Genomic DNA, 22,425 nt, shown 5'->3' on the forward strand with positions numbered 1-22,425 from the left:
AAATACATTTTTTTTCAATAGAAAAGGTAGTGCATCACACACTACCTTTTAGCATTTTTTATTCTATTTATTTTCGTCTTCATCAACTACTTCATAGTCAGCATCAACTACATCATCTTTCTTTGGTTCTGCTCCTTCTCCTTGTGGGTTAGCATTTTGATATAATTTTTCTGAAATTTTGTAGAATTCTTGAGTTAAAGCGTCATTCTTTGCTTTAATGTCTTCTACATTGTCAGTTGTTATTGCTGATTTTAAATCTTCTAATTTTGCATTAACTGCAGATTTTTCATCTTCTGAGATTTTTCCTTCTAAATCTTTCAAAGTTTTTTCAGTTTGATAGATTAAGGATTCAGCATTATTTTTAGTTTCTACAACTTCTTTTTTCTTCTTATCTTCTTGAGCAAATTGTTCTGCTTCTCTAACTTTCTTATTAATTTCATCTTCAGATAATTTTGTTGATGCAGTAATTGTAATCTTTTGTTCATTTCCTGATCCTAAATCTTTAGCATGAACATTTACAATACCATTAGCATCAATATCAAAAGTAACTTCAATTTGTGGAACTCCTCTTGGAGCAGCTGGAATACCTGTTAATTGGAATCTTCCAAGTGTTGTATTATCATGAGCAAATTCTCTTTCACCTTGTAAAACATGGATATCTACTGCTGTTTGTCCATCTGCAGCTGTTGAGAATATTTGACTCTTCTTTGCAGGAATAGTTGTATTTCTTTCGATTAATCTTGTCATTACACCACCCATTGTTTCGATACCTAATGACAATGGAGTTACGTCTAATAATAATAAATCTTTAACTTCTCCTGTTAAAACACCACCTTGAATTGCAGCACCAATGGCAACACATTCATCAGGGTTAATATCTTTTTGTGGTTCTTTTCCGATTAATTTTTTAACTGCTTCTTGTACTGCCGGAATTCTTGTTGAACCACCAACCAAAAGAACTTTATCAATTTCAGATGCAGTAAGTCCCGCATCATTTAATGCTTCTCTAACTGGAACTAAAGTTTTATCAACTAAGTCTGAAGATAGTTCTTCAAATTTTGCTCTCTTAATGTCCATATTTAAATGAACTGGAGCTCCATCAACAGCTGTAATGAATGGTAAGTTCACATTAGTAGTCATTGTTGTTGAAAGTTCTTTTTTAGCTTTTTCTGCAGCATCTTTTAATCTTTGCATTGCTGTTACATCTTTACTTAAGTCAATACCATTTTCTTTTTTGAATTCTGAAATCATATATTTCATTAAAACTTCGTCAAAATCATCTCCACCAAGTCTATTGTTACCTCTTGTAGCTAAAACTTCAAAAACTCCATCTCCAATTTCCAAAATAGAAACGTCGAATGTACCACCACCAAGGTCGAATACCATTATTTTATGTTGTTCAGTATCTTTATCCATTCCATAAGCCAAAGCTGCTGCTGTTGGTTCGTTGATAATTCTCTTAACATCTAAACCAGCAATCTTTCCAGCGTCTTTTGTAGCTTGTCTTTGGCTATCTGTAAAGTAAGCAGGAACTGTTATTACAGCTTCTGAGACAGTTTCTCCTAAATAACTTTCAACATCTGATTTAATTTTTTGTAAAATCATTGCTGAAATTTCTTCTGGGCTATATTCTTTATCATCGATTTTTACTTTGTAGTCTGTACCCATTTCTCTCTTAATAGAAGTTATAGTTCTTCCTGCATTTGTTATTGCTTGTCTTTTTGCAGTTTCTCCTACTAATCTTTCTCCATTTTTTGTAAAAGCAACAACTGAAGGAGTAGTTCTATTTCCTTCTACGTTTGCAATAATTGTTGGTTCTCCACCTTCCATAACAGCAACTGCTGAGTTTGTTGTTCCTAAATCAATACCTATAATTTTTGACATATCTTTTTCCTCCTAATTATTCACTAACTTTAACCATACTTGGTCTTATTACTTTATCTTTAATTTTATATCCTTTTTCAAATGTTTCTAATACAATGCCACTTTCTACTCCATCTTTACTTTCAGTCATAACTGCATTATGTAGATTTGGATCAAAAACAGCACCATCACTTTCTATTTCCTCAACCATTTCGGTTTTCAAAATTGACTCAAACTGTTCTTTAATCATAACAAAACCTTTAATCGCCTCATCTTCTATATTTACATGAGTAAAAGCTCTATTAAAATTATCCAAAACAGGCAACAATTTTAATATTAAACCTTCATTTGCTAAGATAATAGAATTTGACTTTTCTCTTTCTGTTCTGTTTTTATAATTTACAAAATCAGCTTGAAGTCTTAAAAGTTGATTTTTTAATTCCTCAATTTCTGAATTTAATTTTTCTTCAACTTCATTAGAAGAGTTTTGTTCTAAGTCTTTTTTTTCTACTTCTTCAGTAGTTTCTTCATTTAGCTCTTCTTCCATTTCCTTTTTATCTTCTTTCAACTATTTCGCCTCCCATCATTTTAAAATATCTTTAATTCTATCATTTATACTTAACATAGCTGATATTATTTTTTCATAATCCATCCTAGTAGGTCCAATAACAGCAATCTTTCCTTTGCTACCGTCCCCAAGATTATAGGATGTTGCAACTATTGTATTTTCATTTAAAAAGTCTTTGTTATTTTCACTTCCTATACTTACATATATTTTATCTCCACTGTAACTTAAGAATAAATCTTCAAGCTCATTTTTATCTTCTAAGAAATGAATAAGTTCTTTAGCTTTATTTAAATCTCGATATTCTGGGAAATTAAATATATTAGAAATTCCTTCTAGTTCAATACTGGATTTTTCATTCTTTGAAATCTCTTTACCAATTAAATCAGAAATTTCTGTTATAAAAGGAATTTTTGAAACAAAGGTAAGTTTCAAATACTCTAGTCTTTCATTTAAATCTGATACTTTAACATTTATCAAATACTTCTTCAAGTAAAATATCAAATCTTGTAATATATCTCCACTAAGTTCTGTTTTCGAATCAAAAACTGTATTTATAACTTTTCCATTATCAAAAACCAATACCAAAACATAACAATTTCCGCTTATATTAATGACATCAATACTCTTAACAGAGCAATCCATATAATCCGTAATCATAGTCGCTGTGATACATTCTGTTACCTCAGAAATTATCTTTGCGGATTCTTTAAAAATTTTATTTTTTTCATTAATATGTTTTGATAAAATGTCAATTCCATACATATTTTTTGAAATCTCATCAAAATGTGAAGACAACAAATAGTTAACATAATGTCTATAAGCCTTATCTGATGGAATTCTACCAGAAGATGAATAAGCTTTATTTAAAAATCCTAATTCTTCCAAGTCACTCATTTCATTTCTTACCGTTGCCGAACTGACTCCCATATCATATTGTTTTGAAATCGTTCGGGAACCAATTGGCTCAGATGTGCTGATATAACTATCTATTATGGCATATAAAATCTTCAATTTTCTATCATCAAGCATTTTATCACCTCTTTTTAGCACTCAATCTCTTAGACTGCTAACAATATTATATTACTATTATTCCCCTATGTCAAGATTTAAAACATTTTTATTAAAAAAATTTTTTTACCAATTATTTTTTTAAATAATTTAAAGATATTTTTCTAAGTTTTATAGTAAACTAATCTATTTATTGTATAAAATATAATGTAAAAATTTTGTAAATAGTTGACAAAATTTTATATTATTGTTATTATTATCTTGTAGAAATTGTTATTAAGTTTAAAATCTATATTTTAAATTTAATTATAATTTATATTGTATATTATATAAATACAATAAATTTTTATTTTGTTATTCAAAATTTAAGGAGGACTTTTAAATGAAAGTAGCAGTTGTATATTGGTCAGGTACAGGCAATACTGAAAAAATGGCTGATTGTATCGCCGAAGGTATTGAAAATGCAGGTTCTGAAGTAGAAGTAATCTTCTGTGACGATTTTGGCGCAGATATGTTAAATGATTATGATTTAGTTGCATTTGGTTGCCCAGCAATGGGAGATGAAGTTCTTGAAGAATCAAGCTTTGAACCAATGTTCGAAGAAGTTGAAGAAGAATTAAATGGAAGAAAAATTGCTTTATTCGGATCTTACGAATGGAATGAAGGACAAAAATGGATGAAAGACTGGAAGGTTAGATGTGAAGGAGTTGGAGCTAAAATTGTAGCTGAACCACTTTGCGTATATGATTGTCCTACACCAGAAGATGAAGATGATTGTGTAGCATTCGGAGAAAAGATTGCTAAAGCATAGTTATACAAAAAACAAAAGTAGCCTAATGGCTGCTTTTTTTATGTTCTTAATATTAGAAATTATAAAGTTGTTACATCTGCCTTTAATTTATAAATAACATCTTTTCTCTCTACAATTATATTCACTTTTTTTGAAAGTTCTTCATCATTTTTTATTCTTTGTAATAATTTATTTGAAGGATTTATTGTATAAGCATTACCAAATCTTCTAAGCATTGATAAATCTCCAGTTGTATCTCCATATGCATAAGATTTCTCAACATCTATATTATATTTTTCTATAATCTCATTACATACTTCATCTTTTCCCTCGCTATGCCACATAGGTACAATTTCCCCAGTAAACTTACCATTTTCATCAAACAAATATTTTGTTGCTCTAAATTCTGTAACATCATATTTTTCAGCCATTTCTTTAACCAAAAAATCAGGACTTCCTGAAATAAAAAATATTAAATGCCCATTAGCTTTATGAAATTCTAACTGATTTCTTGAGAAGACATAAACTCTTTCAAATACTTTTTTTATAGATTGTTCTGCAATAAATTTGTTATATCTTATATCAAAACCTCTTAAATCACTTCTATATTTTTCAGAAAGTGCTTCAATATAGGCGTCATACGCCCCATATCTATTAACATATTCCATATATAATTGTTTTACATCATCAACCCAAACACTTTCATCCAAAATTTCATACTTTATAAGTCTTTTGAAATGTTCAATCATAAGTGATTCTCTTGCAATAGTTCCGTCAATGTCAAAAAATGCGGCTATATTACCCATATACACACCTACTTTCTCTTAAAATTCATTAGTATTAAAGCATAGAATAGTGAAACAACACCACTAGTACCTATAATCATAGCATAGTATAATGAATTTATACCTCTTGCAGTTAAAATGTTTGTCCAACCGTCAGCTAAGAATATTGTTCCAACAATTATTAAAACAAATGCAGGAATAAATTTAACAAATCTATTTTTTAGTCTACTAAGCAAATATGTTACTAACATTCCAATAAATATTGCAAGTAAAACTATAAGCACTGATGTTCTTTTTTTCACCAAAATTCCTAATAACTCTTTCATATTAACTCCTACTTTTTAATTCTTCTTTAAGTTCAGGCAAAGATTTAAGACAAACATCACCTTCACTTATTTCTAATAAATTTAAAACTTCACACAAATCACCATAATTCGAAACTTCAATTTCCATATATGGATCAGGATAAACTTCTTTATCCCATATGTCAATGTCAATATGAGCATTTTTTAATTTATATGATGTTCTAAATTTTTTCTCTATATCAAGTTTATCATATCCTAAAAAATTTAAAATTTTTAGCATATCTTCACTATTTTCTAAAGAAACATTATATTCATTAAATTCCTTTAACAACTTATTTTCTTTATGCTCTTTATATGTTAACTCTGAATTAATTTCTTTTCCATTTTTATCTAAAAATTTTCGAATTCTCAAAAAACTTCCCTTGGGAATATAATCAAATTTTGAAGATGTAAGCCTTATATTTTCTTGATTTTCACTTTTCAAAAATTTTGCCCCTAAATTTTCCAATTTGGCTTTAACTTCTTCAACATCTATATTTAAAATTTTAACTTCTAACTCTTTCTCCATTTTATCTCCTAATAAGTCTTGGGATAAATTTTAAGTAATCCGCGGAAATACAATGGAATTCTATTCCGTCGACTACTTCATCCACAACATTATTTAAAGAATATGCATGTAGATGTCCATATAAAACAATTTTTATATTATGTTCCTTAACAAATAATCCAAAGTCATTTAAAGTCCTATCTTTTTCTACTGGTGGATAATGAAAAAGACAAATTATTTCCTTTTCTTTATTTTTAACAGAATTATAACTTAATTTTAATCGCATAAGTTCTCTATTGTAGATTTTTCTATCTGTATCTTCGGAAAATTCAGAAGATTTTGGAGAAATCCAACCTCTTGTTCCAATAAATACATATTTTTCAGTTTCAAAACTATTGTTTTGTAAAAAAAACATATTTTTTAAATCTAATTCTTTTATTTTATTAAGACTACTCCACCATAAATCATGATTGCCTTTTAAAAAAATTTTCTTTCCCGGAAGACTTTCAATTCTCTTTAAATCATTGTAGGCCTCATCAATTTTTAATGCCCAAGAAATATCTCCAGGCACAATGACATAATCGTCATCTTTTACAATTTCTTTCCACGCTTTAAACATTCTTTCTTCATAGTTTTCCCAAGCGGATCCAAAAACCTCCATTGACTTATCTCCAGTATAATCTAAATGCAAATCAGATAAACCGTATATCATTATAACTCCTAAACAAATTTTTTAACATTTTCAATACTTTGACTTGCAATCATATATCCTTCCTTATATAAATCTACAACATCTTGCATATTAGTTGTAAACGACTTAAATTTTAAAGGATTAATAGGTGCAAAAACTAATGCTTTATCTTCTGCTTCTAGTTTATCTACTAAATCCATAGTTTCGTTATATTTATATTTTTCATTTTTCATTGATTCAATAAATTTAGTATAATCTTTATAAGCATACTTTACTCTATCACTAACATCAGAATCCTCTCTTCTATAACCTCTATTTCTAGTTAGTAAAATTACGTACTTTTCATAACCTTTTTCAATTGCTCTTTCAAGTGGATTGCTATTATACATTCCACCATCAAAATAAGGAATTCCATCAATCACTACAAATTTTGCCATATCTGGAAGAGAAGATGAAGCTATTATCTTATCAACCATATCTGAAGTGTTTTTTGCATCTTTTGCTGAAAAGAATTTATAACTGCCATCAATCAAAGAAGTTACCCCTGCTTCAAAATCTCCATCTAAACTTTTATCAAATTCAGGAAAATTAAAAATACTATTAACTGTTGATTTTAAATCAATAGGCTCAGAAGAATTCTTTAATAATTCCATATTTTTCAAAAACTCTTGAAACAATTTATTAACATCAAACTCTATTCCACTAAAAAATTCAAAGCCTGTAATAGCTCCGGCAGATACTCCTACAATATATGGAAATTTAATTCCATTTTCTTTAAAGCAATCTAAAACTCCTTTTAAAAAAGCTCCTCTCATTGCCCCGCCTTCAATTACCAATGCAACTTTATTATTCATAAAACACCTCATATCTTATTAATTATATTTATTATTTTACCATAAAATCCAAAAATATACAAAAAAGCAAGTCTACGAAATTTAATTAATTTTTCAATTAATCAAAACATTTATATATATTTAAAATTTCTTTTACATAATTTAAAACGGGTATCTCTCTATTCAAAATAAGCTTCCCCAGTTTTGTATTTGAACAGTTTTTATACTCCTTTATAGCATCTTCAAATGTCAATTTAAGTGTTGATAATTTAAAACTCTCAATTTCTTCAATTGTCAAATTCCTATCTCCAAACGATTCTATTTTACAAAAATAGTAATTATTAATATTATGTCTATGGATAAGGTTATAATAGTCACTTACAACTCCTATTTTACAAATAATTTCAACTTCTACTCCTAATTCTTCCTTTAGTTCTCTTCTGAGAGCAGATTCTAAATTTTCATTTAATTCAACTCCACCACCTGCAGTTTCAATAAGAGTAGCTTTCCCAAAGTCATCATCTCTATGAACTCTAACAAAGTAAAAATAATTTGAGTCATCAACAACAATTGATCTGACAATTAGTCTATTGTGATCAATATATTCCTTATTCCATTCATCATCCTGAAGTTCTAAATCCAATTCCGGTATATCTATATTTATTTTATACTTCACTTTCAAACCTCCTTGATTAAATAAAATTTTTAATCATATCAATTATATTACATAAATTATAACAAAAAAAGATATGCAATTAAATACATATCTTTCTTTCATTACTATTTAACAACTATATTACAAATTTTTCCTGGAACAAAAATTTCTTTTACAACAGTTTTTCCTTCTATAAATTTTTTAACATTTTCGTTATCATAAAGTGCTTCTTTAAAATCTTCAAATTTTGCATCTTTTGAAATCATTAATGTTGTTCTGACTTTTCCATTTATTTGAATTGGCATTTCTACTTCATCATCAATTGTTTTTGCTTCATCATATTTTGGCCAAGTTTGTTCAAAGATATATCCACCAAAATTCATTTCTTGCCATATTTCTTCAGTTATATGTGGAGAAACCGGATTTAATAAAATCAAGAATACTCTCAAGTCTTCTCTTGAAATTTCTTTTGCTGAATAAAATTCATTAATCAAAGTCATAAGAGCGGCTATTGCAGTATTAAATTTAAGACTTTCAAAATCTTCTGATACTTTTTTGATAGTCTTATGAATTGATTTTTCTAATGATTTTGTCATTTCTTCGGATGAACTTGTAATTTCTTGTAATTTCCAAACTCTATCTAAGAATTTTCTACAACCGTTAATTCCACCGTCAGACCAAGATGCACTTCTTTCAAAATCTCCTAAGAACATTTCGTAACATCTTAATGCATCTGCTCCGTATTTGTCAATCATCTCATCAGGATTTACAACATTTCCTCTTGATTTAGACATTTTTTCTCCATTTTCTCCAAGAATCATTCCATGTGATGTTCTCTTTAAATAAGGTTCTTTTGTATCAACTACACCTATATCATAAAGGAATTTATGCCAAAATCTTGAATACAACAAGTGCAATGTAGTATGTTCCATACCACCATTATACCAGTCAACTTGATTGAAATATTTTAAGGCATCTTTTCCAACAAGATTTTCTTTATTATTAGGATCCATATATCTTAAATAATACCATGAAGATCCTGCCCATTGTGGCATTGTATCTGTTTCTCTCTTTGCTTTTCCTCCACATTTAGGACAAGCACAATTTACGAACTCATCAATTTTTGAAAGTGGAGATTCTCCTGTTTCTGTAGGTTCAAATGATTCAAGTTCAGGAAGTTTTAAAGGTAGTTCTTCTTCCGGAATTGCAACCCAACCACATTTTTCACAATATACCAAAGGAATCGGTTCTCCCCAATATCTTTGTCTTGAAAATACCCAGTCACGAAGTTTAAAGTTTGTCTTCTTATTTCCAATACCAAGTTTTGATAAATATTCAAAAATCTTTTCTTTGGCTTCTTTAACTGAAAGTCCATTTAGAAAATCTGAATTAACCATAATTCCACTATTAGTATCCGTATATGCTTTTTCTTGAACATTTTCTCCACCACTAACAACTTCAACTATTTCTAATCCAAATTTCTTAGCAAAATCAAAATCTCTAGTATCATGTGCAGGAACTGCCATAATTGCTCCACTACCATAAGTCATTAGAACATAGTCAGAAATAAACACAGGAATTTCTTTTTTTGTACAAGGATTAATTGCAGTTATTCCATCAATTTTAACACCCGTCTTATCTTTATTCATTTCAGTTCTTTCAAATTCAGATTTCTTTTGAACTTCTAAAATATATTTTTCTATTTCTTCTTTATTCTTTATTTTATCTTCGTATTTTTTAAGTAATGGATGCTCACAGGATATAACCATATAAGTTGCACCAAAAATTGTATCAGGTCTTGTAGTATATACCAAAATAGTATCATCAATATCTTTGATTTGGAATTTAACTTCCATTCCATAACTTCTACCAATCCAATTAATTTGTTGGGTTTTAACTCTGTCAATAAAGTCAACTTCATCAAGGTCATCAATAAGTCTATCTGCATATTCTGTTATCTTTAACATCCATTGGTTTTTTACTTTATGAATAACTTCACTACCACATCTTTCACAACAACCGCCGACTACTTCTTCATTTGATAAACCTACTTTACAAGAAGTACAGAAGTTTATTGGCATTTCCATTTTGTATGCAAGTCCTTTTTCAAACATCTTCATAAAAATCCATTGAGTCCATTTGTAATACTCAGGATCTGTTGTATTTATTTCTCTATCCCAATCAAAAGAAAATCCAATACTCTTTAATTGTTTTTTAAAGTTTGCAATATTATTTTTTGTTACAATTTCCGGATGAATTTTGTTTTTCATCGCATAGTTTTCAGTTGGTAAACCAAAAGCATCCCAACCCATTGTAAATAATACATTTTGTCCTTCAAGTCTTCTTTTTCTACTTACAACATCCATTGCAGTATATGGTCTTGGATGTCCTACATGAAGTCCTTGACCAGAAGGATATGGAAATTCTATTAAAGGATAGAATTTTTCTTTATCATTAATTTCACATTTAAAAGGTTTCTTTTCATCCCAAATATCTTGCCATTTTTTTTCGATATTTTTTGGATCATAATTTTTCATAACATTCCTCCATTCGTAATAAAGTAATAAAAAAACTTCCGCCTCGTAAAGAGACGAAAGTATAAATTCCGTGGTACCACTCTAATTAGTATTAAACTCACTCTAAGATTATAACGTAATCAACGGCATTTGCATTTTATGAACAAGTTCAATACTTCAAAATATTATTTTTCACCAAACAATAACTCTCTAAAAAATTTGAATATATTTACTACTTTCAATCTAAAATTTTCTAAATATAATAAAGATATGATATCATATTTTTTATTTTTTTTCAATACATTATAATTTAAAATCAAAGTTTTCTCTAATAAATCTCTTAAAGAAAATATAATTTAGGATTCCCTTTAAAAAAGTACAAAAAGATATTACAACCCATATATATGTTATATCTAATTTTAAAAATAAAACTAAATAAGCAAGTGGAATTCTCAATGCATTTGAAAAAGTGCTTATTATAGTTGGCGTTTTAGTATTTTTCAGTCCGTTAAACATACCTGAAATTCCAATTTCAAGCGCTAAAAATATCTCCGAAAACGCTAAAACTTTTAGATAACTAACACCCATTCTAATAGTATCTACATCATCTCTTATAAATAATCTAATTATATAATCTGATGAGAAGAATAAAAAGAATGAGCAGAAAACACCAATCCATAAAATTATTTTAAGTCCTTTTTTATAACCAGAAGCTATATTATCATAATTTTTTGCACCAAAATTTTGTGCTATTAAAGCACAAAGAGCTATTGAAAACCCTTCAACAGTCATCCAGTTTATAGCTTCAATCTGTACAGCAACATTTTCTGCTGCAACCGCATTTTCTCCCCAATTTGCTATTATTCTTAGTAAAATAGTTGAAATAAATGCAAATATACAAGATTTAAAAGCAGTTGGAACACCAAGTCTTAAAACTTCTTTAAAAGTTGCATTGTTAAAATTTTTAACTAAATTAAAACCTTTTAAGATTTTCCAATCTAAAATTGAGAAAATTATAAAAATAAATGTAACAATAATTTGAGATAATGTTGTAGCAATAGCTGCACCACTAACTCCAAATTCTGGTAGTCCAAAATATCCATAAATTAAAATTGGATCTAAGACTATATTTATTATAAGTCCAATTGAGTTAGCAATAAAAGGAACTTTACTATTTGCTGAACCATTGAAAACTCCTGAAAATAGTGGATTTAAAAAAGTAAAAGGAAGTCCTAAAATAACAATTTTTAAATAGCTATTCGCTAGTGAAATTACCAATTCACTTTTTATATTGAAAAATTTAATTATATCAAGTCTAAAAAAATATACCAATAATCCAAATGTTATTGACATAAATAAATTTATGGCAACAGATGTATCAATATATTTTCTAAATTGCTTATCATCCCTAGAACCTACACTATAGGCAACTCCAATCTCTATTCCTGTTTTTGAAACTAGAACCAAAGAATTTGCAAACCACATAATAAATGAGACAATGCCTACTCCAGCAATCGCTTCAGTTCCAAGTTTTCCAACCCAAAAAGTATCCATTAAAGTGTAAGACATTTGAATAAATGAAGTCGTCATTATTGGAATAGACATCATTACTAAATTTCTATAAATTCTATTATCTAATAAATTTATTTTTTTCATAGATTACCCTAAAGTTTTTTTAATAAATTTTTTATATGTTCAATACTTTTCTTGTATTTCTTATCGCAGAAATTACAAGAAATTTCTATATCTTTCCCCTCTTCAACTATATCATTGAGCTCTTTTTTGCCTAGACCCAACAACATATTATCTATTTTTTCATCACTACAATTACATCTGTAATGAATAATTTTTTCTTCAATAATTCTAATATTAAAAATTTTCAAAATAGAAACAATATAGTCATAAAAACTCATATCATCAGTTTTTGAAGCTAAATAATTATCTAATTCAGTTTTAAACATATCTGAATAGATAGTAAATTGTGATAAATCTTTTTCAGTATAGTTCGGCAAAAGTTCCATCATAAATCCAAAAGAAATATAATCATCTTCAACTTTTTTTACTTGTAAATCAATAGAAGTAACAGTTTGATTAGATGCACTGAAATAATTAGTAAAATTTTCACTAATATCAGAAGAAATTATACTTGTTTGTCCTACATATGGAGCTTTAAGACCTAAATCCTTTATCAAAACAAGTATTCCTTTATCCCCTATAAAATCTTTTGAAGATTTTCCTTTTTCATATATTTTATCATATTTACTTATATTTTTATTTTCCAAATATCCTGTTATATAAGAATTATTGTATAATTTTGAAATTATAAGACCACATTCACCATTAGTTTTTAATTTTAAATCAATTGAATCAGTATCATTTTTCAAATCGGAATAAAGTAAAGCATTCATCGTTAATACTTTTCCCATTTCAATATTTGCACTTATAGAACTCTTTTGTAATTTTTCAAAATCTTTTACTATATCATCTGTAAAAGCTAAGAAAAATCTCATAGAATTATGCTCATCAATACATCTTAATATTTTTGCCATAAAGACTCCTTAACATTAATTTTATATAAAGATTATATACTAAAAATTTAAAGAAATCAATTGATAAATTAATATCTTTTTCTATATTTTTTCTTTGCAATTTCAGTATATTTTTTAATAAATTCTCCTTTTGATTCTGTATAAGCATCTCGATTATGTTCAAATTTTTTCCACAGAGATAATTTTAATATTTCATACTCTTTTGCAATTTCAGAATTTTCAAATAAATAGTCTCTAAAATACAATTCATCATTATCTCCAGCTAATCTTATATGCAAATGAAATACTTTTTTTGCAAATCCTTTTTCAGTATATCCTTTATTCATAGAGATTCTCTTTTCATCTTCACTCATACAAAGCCAATTATTTTTTAATAATATCTCTTTTACAAATTTTAAATCTTCATTATCATTAATCTCTAAAAGAATATCCACAATATTTTTTGCCCATATTGTAGGAATATATGTACTTCCTATATGTGAAATTCTGTAAATTTTTTCGTTTGGAAATAAAGATAAAATATTTAATTTTTCATCTTCATACCAAGTTTCCCATTCATCATTATGTTCAACTAGAAATATAGGAAAAATTTCCCATAATTCCTCTAAACTCATCTCATCTAATTTTTTACTCATAAAATTTCCTTTTGGTTAAATTTAAAAAATCTCCTAAAAAGGAGATTTTACTTCTTGATTAATATTAATATCATAACATACTGAAGTATGTTTAAATTGAATTTCCATTTAAGAAAAAACAATCTTATAACTTAACAACACCAGAAGCTTGAGGACCTTTAGCGCCTTCAACTATTTCGAATTCAACAGCTTGTCCTTCATCTAAAGTTCTAAATTCACCAGTTTCTTCTAATGCTGAATAATGTACAAATACATCTTCCCCATCTTCAGTAGAAATAAATCCAAATCCTTTAGCTGCATTGAACCATTTTACAGTTCCTTTCATATCCTTTTAATCCTCCAATACTATAGGAAATATGTAGTAAATTATTACTACCTTCATACTATAACATATCTAAAAGAATAAAGCAAGTATAATTTACTCATCTTCTAACATACTTAATTGATTTTCCATTTGCTTTCTGATTTTTTCTTTTTCATAATAACATTTTCTACAAAGTGGCTCATAACTTTCTGCAGCCCCAAGTTTTATTCTTTCATCATCATGTGTTTTTCTGTAACTAACCCAAGCATCAACACCACAATTTGCACAAACTGCATGGTGTTTATATAGATAATCAGCTCGTGGCATCAACTCTTTTACTAACTCAAAAGGTTCAGCTTTAAAGTCCATATCAAGACCAGCTAATACGACTGTAAATTCATTTTCTAAAAATAAATTTAAAGTTTCAACAATCTTATTAATATCTCCCTTGATGAATTGTACTTCATCAATTCCTATAATACTTGCAGTACTCGTCTTCATATATTCTATAATTTCATCAATATTTTCAACCGGAATAGCTCTCATTTTATTATTATCATGAGTAACTATTTCTTTATCTGCATATCTATTATCAAACTTTGGCTTAAATACTACAGTTTCATATTTTGCAATTTCAAATCTATTTAAGTCCTTCCATAAACTTGAAGTCTTTCCAGAGAACATACTACCTGTATGTAAAATTAATTTACCTTTATATTGATGCATAATTAACCCTCAAAAACTTTTTCTTCAATTGATAAAATTACAATATCTTCTACCGGCTTATCATTTGAACAGTAAGTATTTGCTATCTCATCAACTACTTCCATTCCTTTAAACACTTGTCCAAAAACAGTATGCTTAAAATCTAACCAAAAAGCTCCACCATTTTTTTCATAAGTTTCAACAACTTCATCAGGATAAACTTTTTTATCTGAATTTTTCAAATAATTTACATAATCATCAGAAATTTTACTATTTTGAACTATAAAAAATTGACTTCCATTTGTATTTGGTCCAGCATTTGCCATTGACAAAGCACCTCTATAATTTCTAAAATTACCATCGAATTCATCTTCAAAGGATTCTCCCCAAATACTTTCTCCACCCATTCCAGTACCTGTTGGATCTCCACCTTGAATCATAAAATCTCTAATAACCCTATGGAAAATAACTCCATTATAATATCCTCTTTTAGCCAATGTAATAAAATTTTCACAAGCCTTAGGAGCAACTTCATTAAATAATCTTAGAGAAATTTCTCCTACATTTGTTTTCATTATATAAACTTTTTCTCCATTTTTAGGCATTTCTAATTGTTTCATTCTCTTTTCTCCTTTTAAATAATTTCTTCTTAAAATTGCTCTATGTATTAAGGTTATATATCTTCCTTTTAAAAATTCCTCATCTTCAAATTCGCCCTCAACTTTAAGCCCGCATTTCTCCATAACTTTTCCTGAAGCAATATTTTCTTTAATATGAACTGCACAAACTCTATTAACTTTTAAGGTATTAAAAGCATAGTCAAGCATAAAATTCAAAGTCTCAGTCATATAACCTTTGTTCCAAAAAGTTTTATTTAAAACATATCCTAAAAATAAGGAATTGTTTTTTATATCCGTTTTAAATTCAAAAGAACCGATACATTTATTGGAAATTTTTTCAACGATTGCAAAACAATAATTATTTTTCATAAAATAATCTGTAATTACTTTTTCAGATTCTAGAATATTTTTATGCTTATCCCAAGTAACAAATTTACAAGTTTCATCATCATTTCCAAACTCAAAAACATCATCTATATCATCTAAATTGAATTTTCTAAAAATTAATCTTTTGCTTTGCATAATAACTCCTCATTAAATTCCAACCCTGTTTTATTTAAAATACTAAAAAAATAATCATCAGGTAAAACGGTAAAACTTAAATTTTCCTCTGTAATTGGATGCAAAAACTCAAGATAATAAGAATGTAACATCTGTCCATTTGCTTTTATCTTTTCATTTTTGTTTCCATAAGTTTCATCCCCTACTATAGGATGATTAAGGCTACTAAAATGAACTCTTATCTGATGAGTTCGACCAGTATGAAGAGTTACATCAACTAAAGAGTATTTTAAATTTGAAGTTAAAATATTGTATTCTGTAAGAGCTTCTTTTCCTGATTTACTTTTTACGCTCATCTTCTTTCTATCTTTTTCATCTCTACCAATAGGCTTATCTATGAATCCATTTTCTTTTGAAAAACTTCCATTACAGATTGCCAAATATTTTTTTTTAACTTCTCTATTAGCAAACTTTTCAACCAATTTTAAATGTGTTTCATCGTCCTTTGCACAGACTATAAGACCTGTTGTATCCTTATCAAGTCTGTGAACAATCCCAGGTCTTTCGGAATTAATCATTGATAATTTACAATGATTTAAAAGAGCATTAACCAAAGTATGTTCTTCATTACCTGCAGCCGGATGAACAACCATATTTCTAGGTTTATTTATAATTATAATATAATCATCTTCATATACAATATCTAAAGCTATATCTTCGGCAACTAATGTAATTTCTTTTTTATCGGGAATAGAAACTGTAATTTCATCTCCTATTTCTAAAATTACATTAGGCTTTATATTTTTCCCGTTAACAAAAACTAATTTCTCTTTTATCAATTTTTGAATTGAAGTCCTTGATAAATTAGAAATTTTTTCAGATAAAAAAACATCACATCTAATTTTTTTATCACTAATATATTTTAATTCTGTCAAAAATTATACTCTCCAATCTATCGGTTTAACTCCCTTGCTAACCAAAAATTCATTAGCCTTAGAAAATGGCTTGCTGCCAAAGAATCCTCGATGAGCAGAAAAAGGAGAAGGATGTGTACTTGTAATTATAAAGTTATTTTCATCTTTTTTTATCAAATTTCTCTTTGAAATAGCAAAACTTCCCCAAAGAATAAAAACTTTAGGATAATCAAAATTTGAAATTATTTCAATAACTCTATCTGTAAAAATTTGCCAACCTATATCTTTATGTGAATTTGGCTTTGACTTTTCAACAGTAAGTGTAGCATTTAATAAAAAAACACCTTGTTCAACCCAAGCAGTTAAATCTCCATGATTTGGGGGAGTTATCCCTAAATCAGAATATAATTCAAGATATATATTTCTAAGTGAAGGCGGTATTTTTTCTCCTCTATTTACTGAAAAACTCATTCCATTTGCTTGATTTACCCCATGATATGGATCTTGCCCTAAGATAATTACCTTAATGTCTTTTGGTGATATTTTATCAAAAATAGTAAAAACACATTCATTAGGAGGGAATATAGTTTTATTCTTATATTCCTCATTTAAAAAATTTTTCATCTTAACAAAATAATCTTTTTTAAATTCATCTTTTAAATATTCATTCCAAGCAACATAATTGGACATCATCTTAATTCTCCTTTTTAGTAAATGAAACAACTATAAGTAGGAAACAAGCTACACAAATATAAATATCTGCAAAATTAAAAACTGGAAAATCGTATAGCCCACCAAATCTTGTATGTATAAAATCTACAACAAAAGAATACCTTATTCTATCAATACAATTTCCTAATGCTCCACAAGCAATTAAAGCAAATAATACTTGTTCAATTTTAGACATTTTATCTTTATTTTTATATATATAAAATAAAATTCCAAAAAATGCGACCAAAGAAATAAAAATAAAGAAATATTTATATCCTCTAAAACTGCCAAAAGCTACCCCTGTATTTTCTACATAGGTAAATTCTAGCCAATTTTTAATTAAAACTACTGAATCAGCACCTTTTAAATTGGCTACTGTAATATATTTTGTAAGTTGGTCTAACGCTAATCCAACAATTATAATTGCATATATCATATAGAATACCTCTTAATATTGACAACAAATTTGTTCTTTTTTGTTAACCCATCAAAACTGTCAACCTTAAATTTTCCTTCTTTTCTTATTGAAATTATATCATTTTCATTAATCTTTTTATCGAAATCTTTACATTCCTCATAGTTCAAATTTACATTTCCACTTTTAATGAATTTTTGAGCAATCTCTCTTGAAGTTCTTGCAAGTTCTTTTACAAAACAGTCTAATCTCAAACTGGAGACTATTATTTTTTCATCTTCGTATTTTCTGAAATTAGTAGGTATAAAATTATCATTCAGAATTTCCAGTTTTAAATCTTGTCCTGAAAATTTTAAACCATTAGAAAATAAAAATGTTCCTATAGGTCTTAAGCAATAAACATACCAATATTCATCAACTTTTAATATTTCTCCGACTTTCTCACGAGTTATTCCCAAATGAAGAATACTTCCCAAGATATTTCTATGTTCTATTCCTAAAATATCTTTAAATCGCAAGGTTTCTAAATAATCATTTAGTATATAGTCATTCCTATAAAAAATTATAAACTTTCTTTCATAATCTTCGTCAGCAAAGATAATATCATAATCTAAATCTAAATTTTTTAAAATTCTCTCTACATATTTAAATTCCAATGGAGTAAAAAAGTTAGAAACAAATACATCTTTATAGTTTTTTTCCATAGAAACAAGACCATCTAAAAATTTATTGATGGTCTTTTTAATTTCTATATTATTAATATTATCTAAAATCTTAATCTTATCAAATGATTTCATTTAATTAAATTTGATAAAATCCGTTATTTTCAATTTGATCTTTAACTTTTCCGTCAATATCAATTCCCTTAGGAGCTAAGATAAAAATATCTTTAGTAACTTTTTGTATTTTCCCTGATAGAGAATAAATACCTCCACTTACAAAATCAAAAATTTGTCTCTTCTTATCAACTTCCAACATTTCCAAATTTAAAACAACAACTTTTCCCTTTAAAACATCATCTAAAACTTGAGTTCCATCATCAAAAGTTATTGGTTCTCTTATAGAAATTAAAAATCTACTGATATTAGGCATTGTAACGATATTAGATTTTTCCTTTTCTAATGATAGTTTACTACTATTTCTAGCATAACTTTCCCCAACTGATTTAGGTTGTTTTTCAACAACTGCCTCTTCTTCATAATCATCATATTCATCTTCTAAGTCATCACTGCCAACAAATTTCTTTATTTTGTCCATAAAGCCTGCCATAATATTCCTCCTCATATTTTAATATATTTTATAACAAAAGAAAATTTAAAATTTTCTAATTATAATCAATCTACCTAACATTTTCATTAATTTGAAAGTACTCCATAATTTCTTGCACCAAATATTGATGTTCCAATCCTTATAAGGTTTGAACCTTCCTCTATGGCAACCATAAAATCATTACTCATTCCCATAGATAGAATCTTCATATCAACATTTTTTAATTTAAGTTTTGAAATTTCATCAAACAAAGATTTCATCTTTTTGAAATAAATTCTAGTATCTTCAGCATCCTCACAATAAGGTGCAACTGTCATAAGTCCATTTACTAAAACATTATCTCTTTTTGAAACTTCTTGTATAAAATCTAGGACATCTTCTTCAAAAATTCCTGATTTACTATCTTCTTTTCCAATATTTACTTCAACTAAACAATTTACAGTAATTCCTTTATTTTTAGCTTCCAATTCTAATTTATCTAAAAGTGAAATTCTATCTAAAGAGTGAATTAATTCAACTTTATCAATAATGGATTTAACCTTATTTGTTTGGAGATGTCCAATCATATGAAATTTAACTTTTCCATCAAAGTATTCGTACTTTTTTAATATTTCTTGAACCTTATTTTCTCCAAAAGTATAAAATCCTAAATCAATTGCTTCTTGAATTTTATCCACATCAACTGTCTTTGAAACTGGTAACAAAAATATTTCTTCTTTATCTCTATTTGACTTTTTACAAGCAAGAGAAATTTTTTCAATTATATTATTTATATTTTCTTTCATTACTTTAAAATTGCACCTTCTTTAACTTTACTGGCATCTTTTAAGATATTAGAAAAAATTCCAACTGAACTATTTTTTGAGTCAATATAAACTTTTGAATTTATCTTATCAATAAATTTAACCTTGACCTTTGCCCTTGTTATATTATCAAAAGAATCAACTACTAAAACATAATCTTCACCATCTTTAGAAGTAAGAGCAGTTAATGGAAGTTCAAAAGAACTTGAAACTGTCTTTATTACATTTAAGTCAATGAATCTTTTATCTGCAATTTCATTAAAAGCAGATGAAAACTGAGCAACAATTAAATCATATTCAGAACCTTTTTTTACCTTCTTTATTATTCCAGTAGCAACAGAATTTCCAACATTTACTTTTATGCTTTTATTTACATCTATATCTTCTAAAGTATCAGCCTTAACCCTAATACAAAGATAATATTTCAAGTTATCTACAATTTTTATTCCATCAATATTTGAAATATTATTCGCATTATCAAAATTAAAGTCCTTTTCATCTATAGAATCAATAACAGAAAAATCATAAACATTTTCTAGACCATCAATTTTATTTAATACAACTCCAGAATTTTTTGAAACAATCTTTCCAGAATTAATTGTATCATTTAGTAAAGAATACCTAAATAATTTATCGGAAGTATATTTTTTTCCAAAAGCATTTTTATTCTTATCACTTGAAAGTATATCAAAAGTTTTTGAAAAATCTTTATCTCTAACATATTTTAAGATATTGTCTAAGTCAATATTTTCAACTTTTGATTCTTTGTTATCCTCTTGTTCTTGCAATGCTTGAACTTTTTCAGCTAAATAATCTTTAAAGTTTTGATCAACCTTTGAAACATCAACTTCCCCTATTTCTTTATCAACTCCAACTTTTGAATTATCTACTTCAATATTGCTTTTTCCTACATAATATAGGTATTCATCTTTTATAACTAATGCCTTAGATGAAAGGTTTAAGTCATAGGTTTTTGGATTTTCTAAAACCATTATATCTTTATTTAAATTTTTATTAAAAAACATATTTTTTACTAAAAATAAACTAACAAATATAATTAAAATAACTAAACCTAGATGTTCTTTAGCATTAGGTAAAATGCCTCTACGTTTCTTCATATAATACCCATTAGTACTAATTTATAAAATTAAATATTACTATTTTTATAAATTATATCTTCTCTCTTTGGACCATTAGAAATCATCTTAACCGGAACTTCCAATTCTTTTTCGATAAATTCTATATATTCTCTACATTCAATTGGTAATTCTTCGTAATTTTTAATTCCCCTTATATCTCTATTCCATCCCTTTAAGACTTTCCAAACTGGTTTTGCTTTTTCAAGCTTATCAGTTGTTGGAAAATCTCTAGTAATTTCGCCATCAATTTCATAACCAATACAGATTGGAATTTCCTCTAAATATCCTAATGCATCAATAACTGTTAATACAGCCTCAGTACTGCCTTGAACTCTACAACCATATCTTGAAGCAACTGCATCAAAATATCCAACACGTCTAGGTCTTCCTGTTGTAGCACCATATTCTCCCTTATCTCCACCGCGTTTTCTTAGTTCTTCAGCTTCTTCTCCGAAAATTTCACTAACAAACGCACCAGCACCAACTGCACTAGAATAAGCCTTGACTACAGTTACAATGTCTTTGATAGCATAAGGTGGAATTCCAGCTCCAATTGCTCCATATCCTGCTAAGGTTGATGAAGAAGTTACCATTGGATATATACCATGATCTGTATCTTTTAAAGAACCAAGTTGTCCTTCAAGTAATATTTTCTTTCCTGATTTTATAGCATCATTCAAGAATTTTGATACATCACAAACATAAGGTTTAATTGCATCTCTCCAGCTAAGCATAAGTTCATATAATTCTTTAGCATTAATTCTTTCTTTATGATATAAATTTTCTAGAATTACATTTTTATATTCAACAACTCTTTCAACCTTTTCAAGTAAATTTTCATCAAATAATTCATTTACTTGGAAACCTATTTTAGCATATTTATCTGAATAGCAAGGTGCAATTCCAGATTTTGTAGATCCGAACGAATTTTTCCCAAGTCTTTCCTCTTCATATGCATCAAAATCTATATGATAAGGCATAACAAGTTGTGCTCTGTCCGAAACTAAAATATTAATATCAGGAACATTTTTTTCTTTTAAGTATTCAATTTCTTTAAGTAAATAAGGGATATTAAGAGCTACACCATTTCCGATTACTGATGTTGTATGCTTATAAAAAACACCTGAAGGTAGTAAATGTAATGCAAACCTTCCATACTCATTTATGATAGTATGTCCTGCATTGGAACCTCCTTGAAATCTAACAATTATATCAGCATTTTCAGCTAACATATCTGTTATCTTTCCTTTTCCTTCGTCTCCCCAATTTGCTCCAACTACTGCTTTAACCATAAATCCT

25 protein-coding genes and 1 pseudogene are annotated in these 22,425 nt (G+C 27.5%); 1 reads left to right on the forward strand and 25 read right to left on the reverse strand.

Annotation, left to right across the window (positions count from 1 at the left end; genetic code table 11):
* Window positions 1–63: 63 nt before the first annotated feature.
* Genes dnaK through hrcA form a run of 3 tightly spaced genes read right to left on the reverse strand, consistent with a single transcriptional unit; the run spans window position 64 to window position 3,460 of the window.
* Window positions 64–1,884: a molecular chaperone DnaK gene (dnaK, locus tag WFJ11_RS04640; protein ID WP_338816982.1), complete on the reverse strand. Its 1,821-nt coding sequence runs from the start codon at window positions 1,882–1,884 to the stop codon at window positions 64–66.
* A gap of 16 nt (window positions 1,885–1,900) precedes the next feature.
* Window positions 1,901–2,431, reverse strand: coding sequence for a nucleotide exchange factor GrpE (gene grpE / locus WFJ11_RS04645; protein WP_338816983.1), 531 nt, complete (start codon window positions 2,429–2,431; stop codon window positions 1,901–1,903).
* A gap of 15 nt (window positions 2,432–2,446) precedes the next feature.
* The gene (gene hrcA, locus WFJ11_RS04650; protein ID WP_009354297.1) at window positions 2,447–3,460 is read right to left on the reverse strand and encodes a heat-inducible transcriptional repressor HrcA; all 1,014 of its coding nucleotides are present in this window, start codon (window positions 3,458–3,460) and stop codon (window positions 2,447–2,449) included.
* Window positions 3,461–3,821: 361 nt separating this feature from the next.
* On the opposite strand from hrcA, the gene WFJ11_RS04655 reads away from it, so the two are divergent.
* Entirely contained in the window at window positions 3,822–4,250 is a 429-nt protein-coding gene (locus tag WFJ11_RS04655) for a flavodoxin (protein WP_004833660.1), read from the forward strand.
* Between the two features lie 59 nt (window positions 4,251–4,309).
* On the opposite strand, the gene WFJ11_RS04660 is transcribed toward WFJ11_RS04655, so the two are convergent.
* From WFJ11_RS04660 to WFJ11_RS04765, 22 genes and pseudogenes are all read right to left on the reverse strand, one after another.
* Window positions 4,310–5,035, reverse strand: a complete 726-nt coding sequence (locus WFJ11_RS04660; RefSeq protein ID WP_039868293.1) for an HAD family hydrolase — start codon at window positions 5,033–5,035, stop codon at window positions 4,310–4,312.
* 8 nt (window positions 5,036–5,043) lie between these two features.
* Window positions 5,044–5,340, reverse strand: a complete 297-nt coding sequence (locus tag WFJ11_RS04665) for a hypothetical protein (RefSeq protein WP_009372771.1) — start codon at window positions 5,338–5,340, stop codon at window positions 5,044–5,046.
* A 1-nt stretch (window position 5,341) separates the two neighbouring features.
* Window positions 5,342–5,887 (reverse strand): class IV adenylate cyclase, encoded by a 546-nt coding sequence (locus WFJ11_RS04670; RefSeq protein ID WP_323988569.1) that lies wholly within the window; start codon window positions 5,885–5,887, stop codon window positions 5,342–5,344.
* 1 nt (window position 5,888) lies between these two features.
* Window positions 5,889–6,578 carry a metallophosphoesterase gene (locus tag WFJ11_RS04675; RefSeq protein ID WP_009372545.1) on the reverse strand — a complete coding sequence of 230 codons (690 nt, stop codon included), beginning with the start codon at window positions 6,576–6,578 and terminating at the stop codon, window positions 5,889–5,891.
* An 8-nt stretch (window positions 6,579–6,586) separates the two neighbouring features.
* Window positions 6,587–7,411, reverse strand: coding sequence for a patatin family protein (locus WFJ11_RS04680; protein ID WP_338816986.1), 825 nt, complete (start codon window positions 7,409–7,411; stop codon window positions 6,587–6,589).
* A 97-nt stretch (window positions 7,412–7,508) separates the two neighbouring features.
* Window positions 7,509–8,066, reverse strand: a complete 558-nt coding sequence (locus tag WFJ11_RS04685; protein WP_338816987.1) for an NUDIX hydrolase — start codon at window positions 8,064–8,066, stop codon at window positions 7,509–7,511.
* A 104-nt stretch (window positions 8,067–8,170) separates the two neighbouring features.
* Window positions 8,171–10,582 (reverse strand): leucine--tRNA ligase, encoded by a 2,412-nt coding sequence (gene leuS, locus WFJ11_RS04690; protein WP_338816988.1) that lies wholly within the window; start codon window positions 10,580–10,582, stop codon window positions 8,171–8,173.
* A gap of 282 nt (window positions 10,583–10,864) precedes the next feature.
* On the reverse strand, window positions 10,865–12,217 hold the full coding sequence (locus WFJ11_RS04695; RefSeq protein ID WP_338816989.1) for an MATE family efflux transporter: 1,353 nt from the start codon (window positions 12,215–12,217) through the stop codon (window positions 10,865–10,867).
* A gap of 8 nt (window positions 12,218–12,225) precedes the next feature.
* A complete protein-coding gene (locus WFJ11_RS04700; protein ID WP_293440555.1) occupies window positions 12,226–13,110 on the reverse strand; it encodes an Hsp33 family molecular chaperone HslO in 885 nt (294 codons plus the stop codon).
* 68 nt (window positions 13,111–13,178) lie between these two features.
* Window positions 13,179–13,745 (reverse strand): GrpB family protein, encoded by a 567-nt coding sequence (locus tag WFJ11_RS04705; RefSeq protein ID WP_293440557.1) that lies wholly within the window; start codon window positions 13,743–13,745, stop codon window positions 13,179–13,181.
* 124 nt (window positions 13,746–13,869) lie between these two features.
* A complete protein-coding gene (locus WFJ11_RS04710; protein WP_004833677.1) occupies window positions 13,870–14,070 on the reverse strand; it encodes a cold shock domain-containing protein in 201 nt (66 codons plus the stop codon).
* A 93-nt stretch (window positions 14,071–14,163) separates the two neighbouring features.
* A complete protein-coding gene (locus WFJ11_RS04715) occupies window positions 14,164–14,775 on the reverse strand; it encodes a thymidine kinase (RefSeq protein WP_004833679.1) in 612 nt (203 codons plus the stop codon).
* Window positions 14,776–14,777: 2 nt separating this feature from the next.
* Window positions 14,778–15,374: a peptidylprolyl isomerase gene (locus WFJ11_RS04720; RefSeq protein ID WP_039868387.1), complete on the reverse strand. Its 597-nt coding sequence runs from the start codon at window positions 15,372–15,374 to the stop codon at window positions 14,778–14,780.
* A gap of 66 nt (window positions 15,375–15,440) precedes the next feature.
* Window positions 15,441–15,896: pseudogene (locus tag WFJ11_RS04725) on the reverse strand (GNAT family N-acetyltransferase); the annotation flags it as partial.
* Complete coding sequence (locus tag WFJ11_RS04730) at window positions 15,878–16,810, reverse strand: RluA family pseudouridine synthase (RefSeq protein ID WP_338816990.1); 933 nt, start codon at window positions 16,808–16,810, stop codon at window positions 15,878–15,880. The gene WFJ11_RS04730 and the pseudogene WFJ11_RS04725, both read right to left, overlap by 19 nt.
* 3 nt (window positions 16,811–16,813) lie before the next feature.
* Window positions 16,814–17,482: a uracil-DNA glycosylase gene (locus WFJ11_RS04735; RefSeq protein ID WP_338816991.1), complete on the reverse strand. Its 669-nt coding sequence runs from the start codon at window positions 17,480–17,482 to the stop codon at window positions 16,814–16,816.
* A 1-nt stretch (window position 17,483) separates the two neighbouring features.
* Window positions 17,484–17,936, reverse strand: coding sequence for a signal peptidase II (gene lspA / locus WFJ11_RS04740; protein WP_293440565.1), 453 nt, complete (start codon window positions 17,934–17,936; stop codon window positions 17,484–17,486).
* Window positions 17,933–18,712 (reverse strand): YlmH/Sll1252 family protein, encoded by a 780-nt coding sequence (locus WFJ11_RS04745; RefSeq protein ID WP_009372673.1) that lies wholly within the window; start codon window positions 18,710–18,712, stop codon window positions 17,933–17,935. The genes lspA and WFJ11_RS04745 overlap by 4 nt, the downstream gene beginning before the upstream one ends.
* A 4-nt stretch (window positions 18,713–18,716) precedes the next feature.
* Window positions 18,717–19,184 (reverse strand): cell division protein SepF, encoded by a 468-nt coding sequence (locus WFJ11_RS04750; protein ID WP_009732786.1) that lies wholly within the window; start codon window positions 19,182–19,184, stop codon window positions 18,717–18,719.
* Window positions 19,185–19,270: 86 nt separating this feature from the next.
* Window positions 19,271–19,969: a YggS family pyridoxal phosphate-dependent enzyme gene (locus tag WFJ11_RS04755; RefSeq protein ID WP_338816994.1), complete on the reverse strand. Its 699-nt coding sequence runs from the start codon at window positions 19,967–19,969 to the stop codon at window positions 19,271–19,273.
* Window positions 19,969–21,105, reverse strand: a complete 1,137-nt coding sequence (locus tag WFJ11_RS04760) for an HlyD family efflux transporter periplasmic adaptor subunit (RefSeq protein WP_338816995.1) — start codon at window positions 21,103–21,105, stop codon at window positions 19,969–19,971. The genes WFJ11_RS04755 and WFJ11_RS04760 overlap by 1 nt, the downstream gene beginning before the upstream one ends.
* 29 nt (window positions 21,106–21,134) lie before the next feature.
* Complete coding sequence (locus WFJ11_RS04765) at window positions 21,135–22,418, reverse strand: adenylosuccinate synthase (protein ID WP_009372454.1); 1,284 nt, start codon at window positions 22,416–22,418, stop codon at window positions 21,135–21,137.
* Window positions 22,419–22,425: the final 7 nt, after the last annotated feature.

Origin of the sequence: Parvimonas micra, from assembly GCF_037482165.1 — a bacterium.
Lineage (GTDB): Bacteria > Bacillota > Clostridia > Tissierellales > Peptoniphilaceae > Parvimonas.